This is a genomic window from Variovorax sp. E3 (assembly GCF_016082275.1).
In the GTDB taxonomy this organism is placed as follows: domain Bacteria; phylum Pseudomonadota; class Gammaproteobacteria; order Burkholderiales; family Burkholderiaceae_C; genus Variovorax.
The window spans coordinates 1-16,143 of sequence record NZ_MOWM01000069.1 but is presented as its reverse complement, the minus strand read 5'-3'; the positions used below and the strand labels follow the sequence as shown (position 1 = coordinate 16,143).

At 67.4% G+C, this 16,143-nt stretch carries 16 protein-coding genes and 1 pseudogene; 6 read left to right on the top strand and 11 right to left on the bottom strand.

The features are described from left to right. Positions 1–63 precede the first annotated feature (63 nt). The 4 genes from BMG07_RS22595 to BMG07_RS22580 all read left to right on the top strand — a co-directional run bounded on the left by BMG07_RS22595 (position 64) and on the right by BMG07_RS22580 (position 3,282). Positions 64–822 carry a hypothetical protein gene (locus BMG07_RS22595; RefSeq protein ID WP_198086425.1) on the top strand — a complete coding sequence of 253 codons (759 nt, stop codon included), beginning with the start codon at positions 64–66 and terminating at the stop codon, positions 820–822. Between the two features lie 78 nt (positions 823–900). After that, the gene (locus BMG07_RS22590) at positions 901–1,224 is read left to right on the top strand and encodes a helix-turn-helix domain-containing protein (RefSeq protein ID WP_198086424.1); all 324 of its coding nucleotides are present in this window, start codon (positions 901–903) and stop codon (positions 1,222–1,224) included. Next, on the top strand, positions 1,221–2,516 hold the full coding sequence (locus BMG07_RS22585) for a type II toxin-antitoxin system HipA family toxin (protein WP_198086423.1): 1,296 nt from the start codon (positions 1,221–1,223) through the stop codon (positions 2,514–2,516). Before BMG07_RS22590 ends, BMG07_RS22585 begins: the two co-directional genes overlap by 4 nt. A gap of 73 nt (positions 2,517–2,589) precedes the next feature. Further along, positions 2,590–3,282 (top strand): mobilization protein, encoded by a 693-nt coding sequence (locus tag BMG07_RS22580; protein WP_198086422.1) that lies wholly within the window; start codon positions 2,590–2,592, stop codon positions 3,280–3,282. Between the two features lie 15 nt (positions 3,283–3,297). Here the strand turns inward: BMG07_RS22580 and BMG07_RS22575 are convergent, their stop codons facing one another. Genes BMG07_RS22575 through macA form a run of 3 tightly spaced genes read right to left on the bottom strand, consistent with a single transcriptional unit; the run spans position 3,298 to position 7,866 of the window. Then, a complete protein-coding gene (locus BMG07_RS22575) occupies positions 3,298–4,731 on the bottom strand; it encodes an efflux transporter outer membrane subunit (RefSeq protein WP_269759280.1) in 1,434 nt (477 codons plus the stop codon). After that, entirely contained in the window at positions 4,688–6,685 is a 1,998-nt protein-coding gene (gene macB, locus BMG07_RS22570; RefSeq protein WP_307867040.1) for a macrolide ABC transporter ATP-binding protein/permease MacB, read from the bottom strand. Before macB ends, BMG07_RS22575 begins: the two co-directional genes overlap by 44 nt. Positions 6,686–6,690: 5 nt before the next feature. Next, complete coding sequence (gene macA, locus BMG07_RS22565) at positions 6,691–7,866, bottom strand: macrolide transporter subunit MacA (RefSeq protein WP_198086419.1); 1,176 nt, start codon at positions 7,864–7,866, stop codon at positions 6,691–6,693. A gap of 344 nt (positions 7,867–8,210) precedes the next feature. Here macA and BMG07_RS22560 point away from each other — a divergent pair, with 344 nt between their 5' ends. Further along, complete coding sequence (locus BMG07_RS22560) at positions 8,211–8,558, top strand: hypothetical protein (RefSeq protein ID WP_198086418.1); 348 nt, start codon at positions 8,211–8,213, stop codon at positions 8,556–8,558. A gap of 87 nt (positions 8,559–8,645) precedes the next feature. Here the strand turns inward: BMG07_RS22560 and BMG07_RS22555 are convergent, their stop codons facing one another. From BMG07_RS22555 to BMG07_RS22520, 8 genes and pseudogenes are all read right to left on the bottom strand, one after another. After that, a complete protein-coding gene (locus BMG07_RS22555; RefSeq protein WP_269759279.1) occupies positions 8,646–9,140 on the bottom strand; it encodes a disulfide bond formation protein B in 495 nt (164 codons plus the stop codon). Positions 9,141–9,144: 4 nt separating this feature from the next. Beyond that, positions 9,145–10,242: a sulfate/molybdate ABC transporter ATP-binding protein gene (locus BMG07_RS22550; RefSeq protein ID WP_198086417.1), complete on the bottom strand. Its 1,098-nt coding sequence runs from the start codon at positions 10,240–10,242 to the stop codon at positions 9,145–9,147. 13 nt (positions 10,243–10,255) lie between these two features. Next, on the bottom strand, positions 10,256–11,158 hold the full coding sequence (gene cysW, locus BMG07_RS22545; RefSeq protein ID WP_198086416.1) for a sulfate ABC transporter permease subunit CysW: 903 nt from the start codon (positions 11,156–11,158) through the stop codon (positions 10,256–10,258). A 1-nt stretch (position 11,159) separates the two neighbouring features. Further along, positions 11,160–12,046, bottom strand: a pseudogene (gene cysT, locus BMG07_RS22540) (sulfate ABC transporter permease subunit CysT). After that, on the bottom strand, positions 12,047–13,063 hold the full coding sequence (locus tag BMG07_RS22535) for a sulfate ABC transporter substrate-binding protein (RefSeq protein ID WP_198086415.1): 1,017 nt from the start codon (positions 13,061–13,063) through the stop codon (positions 12,047–12,049). It lies immediately after the preceding pseudogene. Further along, positions 13,060–13,635 carry an alpha/beta hydrolase gene (locus BMG07_RS22530; RefSeq protein WP_198086414.1) on the bottom strand — a complete coding sequence of 192 codons (576 nt, stop codon included), beginning with the start codon at positions 13,633–13,635 and terminating at the stop codon, positions 13,060–13,062. Before BMG07_RS22530 ends, BMG07_RS22535 begins: the two co-directional genes overlap by 4 nt. A 23-nt stretch (positions 13,636–13,658) precedes the next feature. Beyond that, entirely contained in the window at positions 13,659–14,300 is a 642-nt protein-coding gene (locus BMG07_RS22525) for a peroxiredoxin (protein WP_198086413.1), read from the bottom strand. A 114-nt stretch (positions 14,301–14,414) separates the two neighbouring features. Further along, positions 14,415–15,329 (bottom strand): LysR family transcriptional regulator, encoded by a 915-nt coding sequence (locus BMG07_RS22520; RefSeq protein ID WP_198086412.1) that lies wholly within the window; start codon positions 15,327–15,329, stop codon positions 14,415–14,417. 133 nt (positions 15,330–15,462) lie between these two features. Between BMG07_RS22520 and BMG07_RS22515 the strand changes: the two genes are divergently transcribed. Then, a complete protein-coding gene (locus BMG07_RS22515; protein WP_198086411.1) occupies positions 15,463–16,110 on the top strand; it encodes an FMN-dependent NADH-azoreductase in 648 nt (215 codons plus the stop codon). Positions 16,111–16,143 lie beyond the last annotated feature (33 nt).

The following is a 16,143-nucleotide window of genomic DNA, read 5'->3' as shown; positions in this document are numbered from 1 at the left end:
ATTGCACGGCCCCGCAGCTTGAAGGCAGGCCGCCGCCCCAGCCGTGGATGATAACGTCAGGGCATGAGCTATTCCCCGGTTTCAACCCTTGCGGCCCGAGGCGTCTGCCTGCTGGCGGGCGCGGCCGTCCTGCTGGGCACGGCGGGCTGCGCGTCGGTCCGCTCCACCGAGCGCGCCGAGCCCTACGCCAGCCAGGAGTGGATGCAGTCCGGCGCCAACCGCATCGCCAACCTCTCGCTGCGCGACAACCTCCAGTCGGTGCGCCGCGTGCAGTCCACCCTCTACAAGCGCAATCCGCGCGAATGGCGCAAGTCCGCCGCCAGCCTCGACGAAGCCACCCAGCACACCTGGGACGCCGTGCTCAAGGGCCCGCCCCCGCCCGAGCTGCGCGGCGCCAGCGGCATCGACGCCATCCGGCTGGCCTTCGAGACCGGACCGCAGGCCTACCAGGGCGACCGCGTGGCGGCGCTGGTGTACGGCTGGGCCACCATGCTCAAGCAGGCCAACGGCGACACATGGGACCAGACCATGATCGACGGCATCAACGCCGAGAACAGCTTTCGCGCGGCGCGCAACTTCGAGATCTCGCTCTGGCTGATCTCCTCCAAGACCGGCCCCGACGGCCAGCCGCTGCTGCTGGCCACCGAGATCAGCGAGCGCGGGCGCAACCTCGTGGCCGACCGCGAACTGTCGAAGGTGGTGGCCCGGCTCGACCTGATGGCCGCCCAGGCCGACGAGAAATACCGCCGCGCGGCGCTCGACTTCGGCCAGAACTGGATCATGGGCGTGGTCATGCCCTTCTTCACGCTGGTGCCCAAGTAGGCGGCCCGGCAGTCGCATGGACACAAGGGTCATTCGGAAAGATATTTCCTGAAACTGCATTTTCGGTATTATCTTTCCGTGCAAAAGCAGGAACTCATCACCGCCCTGACCGCCCGCCGCGAGGCTGCCGGCCTCTCGAATGCCGAGATCGCGCTGCGCTCGGGCCTCACCGAGCGCTCGGTGCGCAATGCGCTGAGCCTGCGCGGCAATCCGCAGCTGTCGTCGCTGCTGGCGCTGGTCGATGCGCTGGGGCTCGAACTGCAGCTCGCACCCAAGGGCTTCGGCGAGGCCACGGGCACCGACGCCGGCTACCGCCCCGTCGCCACGCGCGTGGGCCATGCGGTGGCGCAGGCGCCCGCTCCGCCGTACGTCAAGCGACGTTCGCCGCCTTCGTCGCCATGAACGTCAAGATCCTCGAGATCTCGCTCGGCGCGCGCCGCTTCGGCAAGCTGTTCCAGTACGCCGACCTGTGCCGCTTCGTGGCCGAACCCGAGGTGGTGGCCAACCCGCCGCCCGAGGTGCTGTCGCTCTCGATGGTCGCCAGCGACCCGGCGGCGCAGGCGGCGCTGTGGAGCGACGTCAAGAACCCGCTGTTCAACGCCCAGGGCGGCCCGCTGCCCGGCTTCTTCCAGAACCTGCTGCCCGAAGGCGTGCTGCGCAGCCACATCGCGCAACTGCGCGGCTGCCACGAGAACGACCACTTCGAGCTGCTCGCGGCCTGCGGCGGCGACCTGCCCGGCGCGGTCAGCGCCAAGCCTGTGTCGGTCGATCGCGGCACGCTGCAGCGGCTCGTCACGCAGGACCAGGACGCGCTCGAGATGTCGGTGGTCGAGCTGCCGATGCCGCAGGGCATTTCGGTCTCCGGCGTGCAGCCCAAGCTCGGCCTGCGCCGCCAGGGCGGCAGGTACGTCGCCCGCACGCGGGCCGGTGCGAGCACGCGGGTCATCGCCAAGCTACCGGTCGCGGGCCGGCCGCACATGCCGCAGCTCGAAATGCTGTCGCTGCAGATGGCGGGCGCCGCGGGTGTCGAGGTCTGCCATGCCGAACTGGCGCCGCTCTCGGCCATTGCCGCCGAACACAGCTACGCGCTGCCCGACGAGCCCGAGTTCCTGGCCGTGACGCGCTTCGACCGCGACGGCGCGCGCCGCATCCACTTCGAGGACTTCGCGCAGGTGCTGGCCATCGATCCGATGCGCAAGTACAGCGCGAGCTACCTCGACATGGCGCTGGCCATGCGCGCCTTTCCGTCGCTGGGCGACGAGGCCGTGCTCGAGCTGCTGCGCCGCCTGGTGGTGAACGACCTGCTCGGCAATCCCGACGCGCATCTGAAGAACTTCGGCGTGCTGTACCCCGACGGCATCTCGCCGACACTCGCGCCGGCCTACGACATCGTGGCCTATGCCGCGATGCAGGGCGTCGACGGCCATGCGCTGCCGCTGCTCCCTTCGGCCGCCACCGGCAACGGCAAGCGCACGGCCCTGTTCACGCCCGCCAACGTGCGCGCCTTCTGCTTTTCGACCGGGCTGCACGAGCCGCTGGTGCGCCGCGTCGTGGCCGACACGGCGCGGCTCGCGCGCGACGAGTGGCCCGCCATGATCGACGCCTCGACGCTGCCCGCGCCGTGGAAGAAACGGTTGCAGCAGCGCTTGCAGGCACACCCCTTGCTGCAAGCCATGGCCCGGCGCGGCAAATAGCAAAGCCGCAAAACCGGCGCCCTAGAATGAATTCGCCCTTCACCCCTCAACCCAGCAGAGGCAACAGCAACTCATGAGCTCGATTAACTTCATTGGCGGCGAGAAAGGTGGCGTCGGCAAGTCGGTCACGGCACGCGTGCTGGCCCAGTACTTCATCGACCACAGCCGGCCTTTCACGGGCTTCGACACCGACCGCTCGCACAGCTCGTTCACGCGCTTCTACGAAGGCTTCGCGTCGCCCGTGGTGGTCGACAGCTTCGAGGGCCTGGACACCGTGGTCAACGGCTTCGAGAGCAACCCGCAGCAACGCGTGATCGTCGACCTTGCCGCGCAAACGCTGGCGCCGCTGTCGCGCTGGATCAAGGAGTCGGACCTGTTCGACGTGTTCGCCGAAATCGGCGTCACCGTCAACTTCTGGCACGTGCTCGACGACGGCAAGGACTCGACCGACCTGCTCGGCACGCTGATCGACACCTTCGGCAACCGGCCCAACTACATCGTGGTGCAGAACTACGGGCGCGGCAGCGACTTCGGAATGCTGCTGGGCTCGCAGTCGCTGTCGAAGGCCACGGCCAATGGCGCACGCGTGATCGCGCTGCCCCGTCTGCACGAGGCCAGCATGCGCAAGATCGATGCGCAGAACACGAGCTTCTGGAAGGCCGTGCACGACCGCGAAGGCGCGCATGCGCTCGGGCTGCTGGAGCGCCAGCGCGTGAAGTCGTGGCTGGCCACGGTCTACGCGGCCTTCGACACGCTGCCGCTGTGAGCGCCCCGGCGCGAGCTACGCGCCGGCCGCAGCACCGCCGCCCAGCGCCTTGTACAGCGTCATCGTCGCGTTGAACTGGTTCAGCCGGTTCAGCGCCAGCGACACCTGCGCCGTGCGACGCCGGTCCTTGGCGTCGAGCACCGGTTGGAGCGCGGTCGCGCCGGCCCGGTAGCGCACCTCGGACAAGTTCTCCGCGCGCTGCGCCTGCTGCAGCGCCAGCACCAGCTTGACGCTTTCATCGCGCAGCTGCGTGCGCGACGACAGCGCGTTTTCCACTTCCGACAGCGCCGTGTACAGCGACTGCCTGAAACCCAGCACCGCTTCTTCGTACTGCGTCTGCGACACGCCGACCGACAGCCGCGCCGTGTTCCATTGCAGGAACGGCAAGGCCAGCCCGGCGCCCAACGTGCCCACCGGGTTCTTCAGCAGCTCCCCGAGCGCCGTGCTCGACGTACCGAGCGAACCGGTCAGGCTCAGCGTCGGATAGAAGCCGGTGCGCGTGGCGTCCACATTCGCCAGCGACTCCCGCAGCCGCGACTCGGCCGCCCGCAGATCGGGCCGACGGCCCAGCAGGCGGGCCGGCACGCCGGCATCGATGGCCGGCAGCGCGGTATCGGGCAAGCGCGCCGGTTCCGCGCCCGGCGGCACCGGCGGCTGGTCGAACAAAATCGCCAGCGCATTGCGCGCCTCGACGCGCTGCTGCAGCAGCTGCGTGTGCGCCGCCTCCTGCGTGGCGAGGTTCTGGCCGGCCTGCGCCACGTCCAACCCCGACACCGCGCCCGCCGCGTACTTGGTGCGCACGAGCGCCAGAATGCGCCGGCCGTCTTCGATGCCCGCCTCGCTCAATGCGATGCGCTGGTTGAGGTAGCCGGTCTGCCAGTAGAGCCCGGCCGTCGTGCCGACCAGCGCCAGCGCGGCGGCGCGGCGGTCGGACTCGGTGGCTTGCAGTTCCCAGTCGGCGGCGCTGCGCAGTGCGGCAAGCCGCCCCCACAGGTCGAGCTCGTAGCTCAAGGTGACCAGCGAGCTCGATGCCGAGCCGGCCACGCCACCGCGCTTCAGGTCGTAGCTGCGGCTGGTGGCGGCCTGCCCCACCACGCCCGGCGTGAGGTTGGTGTTGGCAATGCCCGCCTGCAACTGCGCCCGCTGCACGCGTATGCCCGCGACGGCCAGGTCGTTGTTGGTGCGCAGCGCGTTGTCGATCAGCGCGTCGAGCTGCGGGTCGCCGAAGCTCGACCACCAGTTGTCGGCCGGCATCGCAGCCGCGTTCAGGGCGGCGGGTTGTTGTTGCTGCCAGGCCTGCGGCACGTTCAACGGCCGCTGCTCGCGCTGTTCGGGCTTGAACAGCGTGCACCCGCCGAGCGCCAATATGGCAGCGGCGGCCACGGCCCCCAGATGAAGACGCGCGCTACTCACGAGCCAACGCCTCGATCGGGTCCAGCCGCGCGGCATTGCGCGCCGGCAGGTAGCCGAACAGCACGCCGATCAGCGTGGCACACAGAAATGCCGACACCACGGCCCCTATCGAAAAGATCATTTGCCATTGCTTGACGAAAAGCGAAAACACAAAGCTGATGCCGTACGACAGCGTCACACCGATCAACCCACCCACCAGGCACACCAGCACCGCCTCGGTCAGAAACTGCTGCAGCACATCGCTCTGCCGCGCGCCCACCGCCATGCGAATGCCGATCTCGCGGGTGCGCTCGGTCACCGACACCAGCATGATGTTCATCACGCCGATGCCGCCCACCACCAGCGAGATCACGGCAATGAGCGACAGCAGCAGCGTGAGCGACTGGCTCGTGCGCTCGGCCGTCTTCACGATGCTGTCCATGTTGAACGTGAAGAAATCCTTGCCGCCGTGGCGCATGGTCAGCAGCTTGACGATGCTGTCCTCGGCCGCCTTGGTCGGCTGGTCGTCGCGGATGCGCACCGTGATGCTGTCGAAGTGCTGCTGCCCGAAGAGCCGGCTCGCGCCCGTGCTGTAGGGCAGCCAGATGTTGAGCGACTTGTTCTCGCCGAACATGTTCTTCTTTTCCTGCGATACGCCGATCACCGTGCACGGCAGGCTGCCCACCAGGATGATCTTGCCCACCGCGTCGACGCCCGCGGGAAAGAGCTTGCGCCGCGTGTTCTGGTCGATCACCACCACCTGCGACTGGTGCCGCACGTCGGCCGCCGTGAAGGCCGCGCCGCTCGCCATCTGGATGTCGCGCACCCGAAAGAAGTTGTCGCTGACGCCGTTGACCGTGCCGTTGATGTCGGTGCTTCGGTAGCGCAGCCGCAGGCTGCGCGAGGTCGACGGCGTCACGCTGTGCACATAGGGCTGCGCCGCGAGCGCGTCGAGGTCGGACGGCAGCAGCGTGCGGATGCTGCTGGCCTTGTCGTCGCCGAAATCGTGGCCCGGGTACACGTCGAGCGTGTTGGTGCCGATGGCCTTGATGTCCGACAGCACGAAGCGCTTGGCGCCCTCCCCGATGGCCACGATCGACACCACCGAGGTGATGCCGATGACGATGCCCAGCATGGTCAGCGCCGTGCGCATGCGGTGCGCCATCATCGAGCGCCATGCCATGCGGAAGGCCTCGGCAAAGCGGGCCCAGCCCGTGCTGAAGCGCGCGATGCCTAGCTTGGGTTTGGTCACGACGCCCGCCGCCGGCGCGGAGTCGCCGGCCTGCGCCGCCTGCTCGGGCGCCGCCACCGTCGGCGTGTTCGGCCGGTCGCGCACGATCACGCCGTCGGCGATCTCGATGATGCGTTCGGTGCAACTGGCCACCTGCATGTCGTGCGTCACGATGATGACCGTGTGGCCCTGCGCATGCAGCTCGCGCAGGATGCCGATCACCTCTTGCCCGCTCTTGCTGTCGAGCGCGCCGGTCGGCTCGTCGGCCAGGATCACTTGCCCGCCGTTCATGAGCGCGCGCGCAATGCTCACGCGCTGCTGCTGGCCGCCCGAGAGCTGGCTCGGCCGGTGCTCGGTGCGGTCGCCCAGGCCCAGCCGCGCCAGCAGCTGGCGCGCGCGTGTGTCGCGCGCTTCGCCGTCGGTGCCGGCGTACACCGCGGGCACCTCGACGTTGCCGGTGGCGCTCAGGTGCTGCATCAGGTGGTAGCGCTGGAAGATGAAGCCGAAATGCTCGCGCCGCAGCTCGGCCAGCGCGTCGCTGTCCAGCGTGCCCACGTCCTTGCCCGACACCGTGTAGGTGCCGCTGCTCGGCCGGTCGAGGCAGCCCAGGATGTTCATCAGCGTCGACTTGCCCGAACCCGACGCGCCGACGATGGCCAGCATTTCGCCGTTGCCGATATCCAGGTCGACGTCCTTCAGCACCTGCACTTCCTGCTCGCCCGAAGGAAAGCTGCGGCCGATGCCGCGCAGGGCGAGCAACGGCTGCTTTGCTTGCCGCACCTGTGTCATGGGCGCTTGCCCCGGCCGCCGCCGTTGTTGCCGCCGTCCGCGTTGTCACCGTGCTCCGACACCGCCGAGGCATCGCCGGTGATGACGCTGTCGCCCTCTTTGAGGCCTTCCAGCACCTGGGCCTGGAAGTTGTTGGTGATGCCGACGCGCACCATGCGCTTTTCCACGGTCTGGTCGGCCTTCAGCACGCGCACTTCCTGGCGGCCGTCCTTGTCGCGGTTGCCCAGCGCGGTCAGCGGCACCACCAGCGCCTGCTTGGCCTCGCCCAGCAGGATCGCGACCTGCGCCGTCATGTCCACGCGCAATGTGCGGTCGGGGTTGGGCACGTCGAACAGCGCGTTGAAGAACACGGCGTTGTTGATCTTCTCGGGCGACGGCTGCACGGCGCGCAGCGTGCCGTGGTAGCGCGTGTCGGGGTCGCCCAGGATGGTGAAGTACACCGGCTGCCCGGCCTTCACGCGCACCACGTCGGCCTCGGACACCTGCGCCTTGACCGTCATGGTCGACAGGTCGGCCAGCTTCATCAGCGTGGGCACCTGGAACGAGGCCACCACGGTCTGGCCTTCGAGCGTGCTGATGGACACCACGTCGCCGTCGATGGGCGCGATGATGCGCGTGTACGACAGGTTGGTCTGCGCGGAGGCCAGCGCCAGCCGCTGCTGGCGGATCTGCGCGTCGAGCGACACGCCGTCGGCACGCAGCGCGCGCAGTTCGGCGTCGGCGGTTTCCATGTCCTGCCGGGCGGCCGCGTCCTGCGCGAGCATTTCCTGCTGGCGCGTCCAGCTCAGTTGCGCCTGCTTGATGCGCACCTCTTTCGCGAGCTTCTGGGCCTGCAGGTTGTCGAGCTTGGCCTGCTCCTGCGCGAGCGTGTTCTGCGAAATGACGGGGTCGATTTCGGCGAGCCAGTCGCCCTTCTTCACGGCCTGCCCCAGCACCACCTTCAGCGACTTGAGCTGCCCGTTGACCTGTGCGCCCACTTCCACCTGCTTGAGTGCCTGCAGCACGCCGGTGGCCAGTACCGCGTTCTCGAGGTCGCTGCGCTGCACCGTGGCGGTCAGGTAGTCGGCCTTTTTTGCGGGACTCAGCGAGAAATAGGCAATGGCCGCCAGAACGACCAGAACGGAAATGCCAATGAGATATTTGCGCGATCGCCGGGGTTGGGTATTGGGCATGCGGGAGAAAGAAAGGGGCGCTGAAAAGCGGATTGTTTTCGCGGAAATTCAACGCCGGAAAAAGAAGAACCCTTGGGTCTGCTGTCATCCTAGCTGCGTTTACTGAAGAAAAATTAAAGACCCGCGATGGACCTTGGCACCATCGTCTTACAGCGTGGCGCGCGCGATTCATGCGGTGACCACATCGTGACTTTTGGCACTGGATCACGGTGAAACGCGCTTCTACATTTTCCAAATGGACCGCGCATTGCGGGCATGATACGAGGCGCAAATGGCACGCGGAATATCGATTTCGCGCGGCCCGCGCGTCTCTTTCCGATGCCTTCAATCAAGGGGAAACGACCATGAAATTCAAACAGTCGAATACGCTGCGCAATGCGGCATTGGCCGGTGCAATTGCCACGCTGCTCGCATTCAGCGGCGCGGCGGGCGCGGCCTACACGCCGGCGGACGGCACCGGGACGCGGGCGTCGAACGCCGTCGCGGCCATCGACATGCCGGCCCCGAAGACCCAGGGGGAAGAAGTCGCCGCGGCCCGGCAAGACCCGCTGGGCTTCATGACGCCGGCCACGCAGCAGGCGACGCAGCCCGTGAACACCGCGTTGGTCGACAGCTGCGCCAGCCGCTGGTACTGGCGCAGCCTGCTCGAGGAAATGGCCTGCGGCTTCTCGGGCCAGGGCTGGTTCAACTGACGTCGGCACCGGCCAGCGCGCTTGCGCCACAACGACAAACGCCGCCCTCATGGGGCGGCGTTTTTCATTGCGACAGGCGTTAAGGGCTCAGCGCGCGCGGCGCGAGCGCACGAGCAGCGTGATCAGCAGCAGCGACAGCACCGTGAACGCGACGAACGACCAGTTCGCCAGCGTCAGGCCGAACAGCGACCAGTCGACCTTCGAGCAGTCGCCGCCGCCGCGAAAGATCATCGGCAGCGCGCGCTTCAGCGGAAAGGTCTCGATCATTCCGTAGAGGTCGCGCCCGCAGGACACGACTTCGGGCGGATACCACTGCAGCCAGCTCTGCGAGGCCGCCGTGTAGGCGCCGCCCAGGGCCGAGATCAGTGCGAGCAGGCCGCCCGCGAAGCGCAGGCCGACGTTGCGGAACACCCCGGCCAGGCCGGTGAACAGTGCCACCAGCACCAGCGCATACCGCTGCACGATGCACATGGGACAAGGCTCGAGCCCCACCACGTGCTGCAGGTAGAGCCCGAAGGCCAGCATGAGAACGCAGGCCAGGCAGATCAGCCCATACGCGCGGCGCGCGCGCCGAAGTACCAATCGATCAAGGAGATACCCAATCTTCTTCTACGAACACCCTGGCCTTGCGTGGGTTGGCGACGACGGTGTCGCCTTCCTTCAAGTCCAGGTCACGGAACTGTTGCGCAGGGAGTTGCGCCTCGATGATGGTTCCGGAGCCCGGATTATCTGGATTCGTTTCCGTGGGCTCAAGTTCCAGCCGCGCGATCGGTCCGACCACAATTGCGCGCGCCAGCGTGGCGACGATGCCCGACGCGCCGCTCACGTAGCGTGTCACATCGATGTCATGCGGACGCACGTAGGCGCGGGCCTTGGCGTCGCGCGCGCCGCTGTGCTCGGGCGAATCCAGGCGCATGCCGTCCAGTTGCACCGCGCCGTTGTCGGCCCGGCCGTGGAACAGGTTCACGTCGCCCAAAAAGCCGTAGACGAACGGGCTCGCGGGCTGGTCCCACACCTCTTGCGGCGAGCCGACCTGCTCGATCTGCCCCTTGTTGATGACCACCACACGGTCGGCCACCTCCAGCGCTTCTTCCTGGTCGTGCGTGACGAAGATCGAGGTGACGTGCAGCTCGTCGTGCAGCCGGCGCAGCCAGCGGCGCAGCTCCTTGCGCACCTTGGCGTCGAGCGCGCCGAAGGGTTCGTCCAGCAGCAGCACCTTGGGCTCCACGGCCAGCGCGCGGGCCAGCGCAATGCGCTGGCGCTGGCCGCCCGAGAGCTGCGACGGGTAGCGGTCGGCCAGCCAGTCGAGCTGCACCAGCTTGAGCAGGTCGGTCACCTTGGCCTTGATCTGCGCGTCGCTCGGGCGTTCCTTGCGCGGCTTCACGCGCAGGCCGAAGGCCACGTTCTCGAACACGGTCATGTGGCGGAACAGCGCGTAGTGCTGGAACACGAAGCCCACCTGCCGCTCGCGCACGTGCACGTCGGTGGTGTCTTCGCCCGAGAAAAGAATGCTGCCGCTGTCGGCCGTTTCCAGGCCGGCGATGATGCGCAGCAGCGTGGTCTTGCCGCAGCCCGAGGGGCCGAGCAGCGCGACCAGTTCGCCCGACTCCACGTCGAGGTTCACGTCGCGCAGGGCGCGGAAGTCGCCGAACTGCTTGCTGATGTTACGGATTTCGATGCTCATGATTTCTTCTCTCTCAGGCCGCCGTGGTTTCGGGGGGCCGTTCGGGGGGCAGCTCTGCAATGGCTTTCATCTCGCGCTCGTGGCGCCACTCGATGACCGACTTGATCACCAGCGTGACCAGCGCCAGGATGGCCAACAGCGAGGCCACGGCGAACGCGGCCACCGACTGGTATTCGTTGTAGAGCACTTCGACGTGCAGCGGCATGGTGTTGGTCTGGCCGCGGATGTGGCCCGACACCACCGACACCGCGCCGAACTCGCCCATGGCCCGCGCGTTGCAAAGGATCACGCCGTACAGCAGGCCCCACTTGATGTTGGGCAAGGTCACGCGCCAGAAGGTCTGCCAGCCGGTTGCGCCCAGCACGATGGCGGCCTGCTCCTCGTCGGTGCCCTGCGCCTGCATCAGCGGCACGAGCTCGCGCGCGATGAACGGGAACGTGACGAACACGGTCGCCAGCACGATGCCGGGCACGGCGAAGATGATCTTGATGTCGTGTTCCGCCAGCCACGGGCCGAACCAGCCCTGCGCGCCGAACACCAGCACGTAGATCAGGCCCGCCACCACCGGCGACACCGCGAACGGCAGGTCGACCAGCGTGGTGAGAAACGCCTTGCCACGGAACTCGAACTTGGCGATGGCCCACGCGGCGGCCACGCCGAACACGAGGTTCATCGGCACCGCGATGGCGGCGGTGATCAGCGTGAGGCGGATGGCGCTCCACGCATCGGGCTCCTTCAGCGCGTCGAGGTAAGCCCCGACACCCTTGCGCAATGCCTCCGTCGCCACGGCGGCCAGCGGCAGCACGAGGAACAGGAACATGAACGCGAGCGCCAGGCCGATCAGCGACCAGCGGACCCAGGCCGACTCGGTGGTGCCGGCCTGCGCGCGGCGAATGACTTTGGAAGGTGCGCTCATGTCAGGCCCCTGCCCTTCGGCGCTGCCACGCTTGCAGGCCGTTGATGACCAGCAGCAGGACGAAGGAAATGACCAGCATCACCAGCGCGACCGCCGTGGCGCCCGCGTAGTCGTACTGCTCCAGCTTGCCGATGATGATCAGCGGCGTGATCTCCGAGATCATCGGCATGTTGCCGGCAATGAAGATCACCGAGCCGTACTCGCCGATGGCGCGCGCGAAGGCCATGGCAAAGCCGGTGAGCAGTGCCGGAGCGATCGACGGGAAGATCACCTTGGTGAAGGTCTGCAGGCGCGTGGCGCCCAGAGAGGTCGCGGCTTCTTCCAGCTCTTTCTCGGCGTCTTCGAGCACCGGCTGCACCGTGCGCACCACGAATGGCAGCCCGATGAAGATCAGCGCGATGACGATGCCCGCCGGCGTGAACGCCAGCTTGATGCCGTGCGGCTCGAGCAGTTGCCCGACCCAGCCGTTGCCCGCGAGCAGCGCCGTGAGCGAAATGCCGGCCACGGCCGTCGGCAGCGCGAACGGCAAATCGACCAGCGCATCGACGATGCGCTTGCCCGGAAACTTGTAGCGCACCAGCACCCAGGCCACCAGCAGCCCGAACACCGCGTTGACGATCGCCGCGAACAGCGACGCGCCGAAGGTCAGCCGGTAGGAGGCCATCACGCGCGGCGCGGTCACGGCACCCAGAACTGGTCCCAGGTCAGCGTGAAGGTCTTGAAGACCAGCGCCGACAGCGGGATCAGCACGATCAGGCTCAGGTACAGGATCGAGAAGCCGAGCGTGATGTGGAAACCGGGCAGCACGCGCTTGGCGCCCCCTGCCCGGTTCACACGCGAAAGCGGCGCTCCCGCGGACGGGAGCGCCGAAGAAACAGCGCCGCTCATTTACTTCGCGCCGGGCGTGTAGAGCTTGTCGAACTGGCCGCCGTCGTTGAAGTGCACCTTCTGCGCGTCGCCCAGGCTGCCGAACAGTTCCTGCACCGTGAACAGCTGCAGCGGCTTGAAGGTCGAGGCGTACTTCTTGAGCACGGCCTGCGAACGCGGACGCAGCGCGTGCTTGGCCGCGATTTCCTGCGCTTCTTCGGAGTACAGCCAGTCGAGGTAGGCCTTGGCGAGTTCGCCGGTGCCCTTCTTGTTGACGGTGCGCTCGACCACGGCCACCGGGTTCTCGGCCACGATGCTGATCGACGGGTACACCGAGTCGACCTTGCCGGTGCCGAATTCACGGTCGATGGAGACCACTTCGGACTCGAAGGTGATCAGCGCATCGCCGATGTTGCGTTGCAGGAAGGCCGTGGTGGCGTCGCGGCCGCCGCGTGCCAGCACCGGCACGTTCTTGAACAGCTTGCCGACGAACTCCGCCGCCTGGGCGTCGGTGCCGCCCTTCTTCTTGACGTAGCCCCACGCTGCCAGGTAGGCGTAGCGGCCGTTGCCGCCGGTCTTGGGGTTGACGATCACGACCTGCACGCCCGGCTTGATCAGGTCGTCCCAGTCCTTGATGCCCTTGGGGTTGCCGTTGCGCACCAGGAACAGCATGGTCGACGTGGTCGGCGATGCGTTCTCGGGGAATTTCCTGGTCCAGTCCTTCGCGACCACGCCGGTGTTGGCCAGGAAGTCGATGTCGGTCGAGGTGTTCATGGTCACCACGTCGGCGTCCAGGCCGTCGGCCACCGCGCGGGCCTGCGCGCTGGAGCCGCCATGCGACTGGTCGATCTTCACGTCCTTGCCGGTGGCCTTCTTGTAGTGCGCCACGAAGGCCGCGTTGTAGTCCTTGTAGAACTCGCGGGCCACGTCGTACGAGGCGTTCAGCAGCGATGTGCCTTGCGCGAAGGCGCTGCTGCCGGCGAGTGCGGAGGACGCCAGCGCGAGCACGGCGACGAAGGTCTTGATTCTGGAAGTCATGTGATTGCCAAGGTTTCTGAAAATTCACGGCCCGCCGACCACGCGGCGGGCTCGTCGGTCAGGGACTGGAGCAAGGCCAGGCCCAGCGGCCAGTCCCCATGTCCCGAATCGATGTTGATGTGGCCCGCATTCTGCATGCGCACGAACTCGCTGCCCCAGGCGCGCGAATATGCACCCGCCAGGCGGATCGGGCAAAACGGATCGTTGCTACTCGCCACCACGATGCTGCGATACGGCAGCGCCGCATACGGCACGGGCGCGAAGTCGGACAGCACGGCGCGGCGCTCGGGGTCGGCCGGAGCCACCAGCAGCGCGCCCTGGATGCGCGCGGCCGCAGCGGCCGGCAGGTGCGCCGTGGCGATGCAGCCCAGGCTGTGCGCCGCGATCACCACGGGGCCGGGCGTCTCGAGCACCAGCCTGGCCAGCGCGGGCACCCAGGCGTCGCGCTTGGGCGAGGCCCAGTCGTCCTGCACCACCCGCGCCGCGCCCGGAATGCGCTCTTCCCAGAGGCTCTGCCAATGGCCGGGCCCCGAGTCGCGCCAGCCGGGCACGATGATGACGCGGGTCTGCATGCCGACGCTGCCTCGTGTCCCGCTTACTTGTTGGGCTGCGGCGTGATGCGCAGGTACGGCTTGACGGCCTTGAAGCCCTTGGGGAAGCGCTCGGCGAGTTCGGCCGGGTCCTGGATGCTCGGCACGATGACCACGTCGTCGCCGTCCTTCCAGTTCACGGGCGTGGCCACCTTGTGGCTGTCGGTGAGCTGCAGCGAGTCGATCACGCGCAGGATCTCGTCGAAGTTGCGGCCGGTCGATGCCGGGTACGTGATGGTGGTGCGAATGATCTTCTTGGGGTCGATGATGTAGACGCTGCGCACCGTGGCCGTGGTCGAGGCGTTCGGGTGGATCAGGTCGTACAGGTCGGCCACCTTGCGGTCGGCGTCCGCGATGATGGGAAAGTTGACGGTGGTGTTCTGCGTCTCGTTGATGTCGCCGATCCATTCCTTGTGCTTGGTGGCCGGGTCGACGCTCAGCGCGATGGGCTTGACGCCGCGCTTGGCGAACTCGCCCGACAGCGCCGCCGTCTTGCCGAGTTCGGTGGTGCACACGGGCGTGAAGTCGGCCGGGTGCGAGAAGAACACGATCCACGAATCACCGGCCCACTGGTAGAAGTCGATGGGGCCTTCGCTGGAGTCCTGGGTGAAATTGGGGGCGGTGTCGCCGAGTCGCAGAGTAGCCATGGTCGCTCCTGGATTGGATGGGAGCCTTGGATTGTGCGAACCCTTGCTTCAATGCCAAACGAATATCTGCTTGTTTGGATATGACGTTTTTCGCATAACGACCGCCACGACGCCTCAAAACATGCGCATGTCGACGTTCTGCAGGTGCTCGGTCAGGAAGTCGATCAGCCGCCGCACCGCCGGCACCAGCGCCCGCCGCGCCGGAAACACCATGTGCGCCACCACCGGCGACGGCCCCCAGCCCGGCAGCACCCGCACCAGCCGGCCGACATCGACGTCGGCGCGGCACATGTAGTCGGGCAGCAGGGTCGCGCCCACGCCGCCCAGCGTGCCGAACTGCAGCGTGGCCAGGTCGTCGGCCACGTAGCGCGGCGTGTGCGAGTGCAGGTAGACCTCCCCGTTCGGGCCTTCGAGCCGCCAGTCGTTGCGCCCTTCGCCGTTCACCGACATGGCGGCCGTGGGCAGCTTTGCCAGGTCGGCCGGCGTGTTCACGGGACCGTGGCTTGCCAGCAGTTCGGGGCTGGCAACCAGCACGCCCCGGCTGTAGCCGAAGGTCTTGGCCACCAGCACGGTGCTGTCCTCGATGGCGGGCCGCACGCGCAGCGCGATGTCGATGCCCTCCTCGATCAGGTCGACCGGCCGGTTGATCACCCGCATGTCGATGCGCACCGCCGGGTAGCGCGCCATGAAGACCGGCATCAGTTGCGCCAGCCCGCTGTGCGAAATGGTCACCGGGCAGCTCAGCCGCACCAGCCCGCTGGGCTCGGTCTGCACCTGCGCCACCGCCTCGGCGGCCGCCTGCGCCGCATCGCGCATGGCCGACGAGTGGCGCAGGTAGATCTCGCCGGCCGGCGTGAGCGACAGCCGGCGCGTGCTGCGCTGCATCAGCTGCACGCCCAGCCGCTCTTCGAGGTCGGCCACGCGGCGCGACAGGCGCGACTTGGGAATGCCCAGCGCCCGGCTGGCCGCGGCAAAGCCGCCCCGCTCCGCCACTTCGGCGAAGAAAACCATGTCGTTGAGGTCTTGCATCGCGTCATTGTCCCGCAAACAGAACGATCTAGGCGATTTTTGGCTACTTATCGCCCACTCGATCCAAAAATAGAATTCTCACATCGCCGGCCAATTTGAGTGCCGACAGCCCCAAGAAAGTGATTGACTGATCATGAAGCTGCTCCACATCGACTCCAGCATCCTCGCCGCCAACTCGACCTCGCGCCTGCTCTCGGCCGAAACCGTGGCCGCCTGGCGCGCCGCCCACCCCGACACCACTGTCGAGTACCTCGACCTGGCCGTCGACACCCCCTCGCACTTCAGCGCCGACGCGCTGGGCATCAAGACCGGCGTGCAAGCCCAACCGACCGAAGCGCAGCAGCGTGAGAACGCGCTGTCCGAAAAGCTCGTGAGCCAGTTCCTGGCCTCGGACGTGATCGTCATCGGCACGCCGTTCTACAACTTCTCGATTCCCACGCAGCTCAAGGCCTGGATCGACCGCCTCGCGCAAATCGGCCGCACCTTCAAGTACACCGACAAGGGCCCCGTGGGCCTGGCCGGCGGCAAGACCATCATCGTGGCCTCGACCCGCGGCGGCGTCTACTCCACCAGCGAAGGCGGCCAGGCCATGGAACACCAGGAGAGCTACCTCAAGGTGATCTTCGGCTTCTTCGGCGTGACCGACGTGCGCTTCGTGCGCGCCGAAGGCGTGGCGATGGGCGACGGCGCCAAGGCCACGGCCCTGGCCTCGGCCCGCGCCGACATCGTGGTGGCCACCGGCGAAGCCGCCAACCAGAGCAAGGCCGCGATCGCCGCCTGATCCGGCCCCGCGCCATGAAAAAACCGCCCTGCA

What these genes read in the sequence shown, in the direction of transcription:
- BMG07_RS22535 (WP_198086415.1), bottom strand. Translation starts at nt 13,063, where the DNA reads ATGACTTCCAGAATCAAGACCTTCGTCGCCGTGCTCGCGCTGGCGTCC.
- BMG07_RS22525 (WP_198086413.1), bottom strand. Translation starts at nt 14,300, where the DNA reads ATGGCTACTCTGCGACTCGGCGACACCGCCCCCAATTTCACCCAGGAC.
- BMG07_RS22530 (WP_198086414.1), bottom strand. Translation starts at nt 13,635, where the DNA reads ATGCAGACCCGCGTCATCATCGTGCCCGGCTGGCGCGACTCGGGGCCC.
- BMG07_RS22595 (WP_198086425.1), top strand. Translation starts at nt 64, where the DNA reads ATGAGCTATTCCCCGGTTTCAACCCTTGCGGCCCGAGGCGTCTGCCTG.
- BMG07_RS22515 (WP_198086411.1), top strand. Translation starts at nt 15,463, where the DNA reads ATGAAGCTGCTCCACATCGACTCCAGCATCCTCGCCGCCAACTCGACC.
- BMG07_RS22520 (WP_198086412.1), bottom strand. Translation starts at nt 15,329, where the DNA reads ATGCAAGACCTCAACGACATGGTTTTCTTCGCCGAAGTGGCGGAGCGG.
- BMG07_RS22560 (WP_198086418.1), top strand. Translation starts at nt 8,211, where the DNA reads ATGAAATTCAAACAGTCGAATACGCTGCGCAATGCGGCATTGGCCGGT.
- BMG07_RS22580 (WP_198086422.1), top strand. Translation starts at nt 2,590, where the DNA reads ATGAGCTCGATTAACTTCATTGGCGGCGAGAAAGGTGGCGTCGGCAAG.
- BMG07_RS22550 (WP_198086417.1), bottom strand. Translation starts at nt 10,242, where the DNA reads ATGAGCATCGAAATCCGTAACATCAGCAAGCAGTTCGGCGACTTCCGC.
- BMG07_RS22575 (WP_269759280.1), bottom strand. Translation starts at nt 4,731, where the DNA reads ATGCCGCGCGGCTGGACCCGATCGAGGCGTTGGCTCGTGAGTAGCGCG.
- cysW (WP_198086416.1), bottom strand. Translation starts at nt 11,158, where the DNA reads ATGAGCGCACCTTCCAAAGTCATTCGCCGCGCGCAGGCCGGCACCACC.
- macA (WP_198086419.1), bottom strand. Translation starts at nt 7,866, where the DNA reads ATGCCCAATACCCAACCCCGGCGATCGCGCAAATATCTCATTGGCATT.
- BMG07_RS22585 (WP_198086423.1), top strand. Translation starts at nt 1,221, where the DNA reads ATGAACGTCAAGATCCTCGAGATCTCGCTCGGCGCGCGCCGCTTCGGC.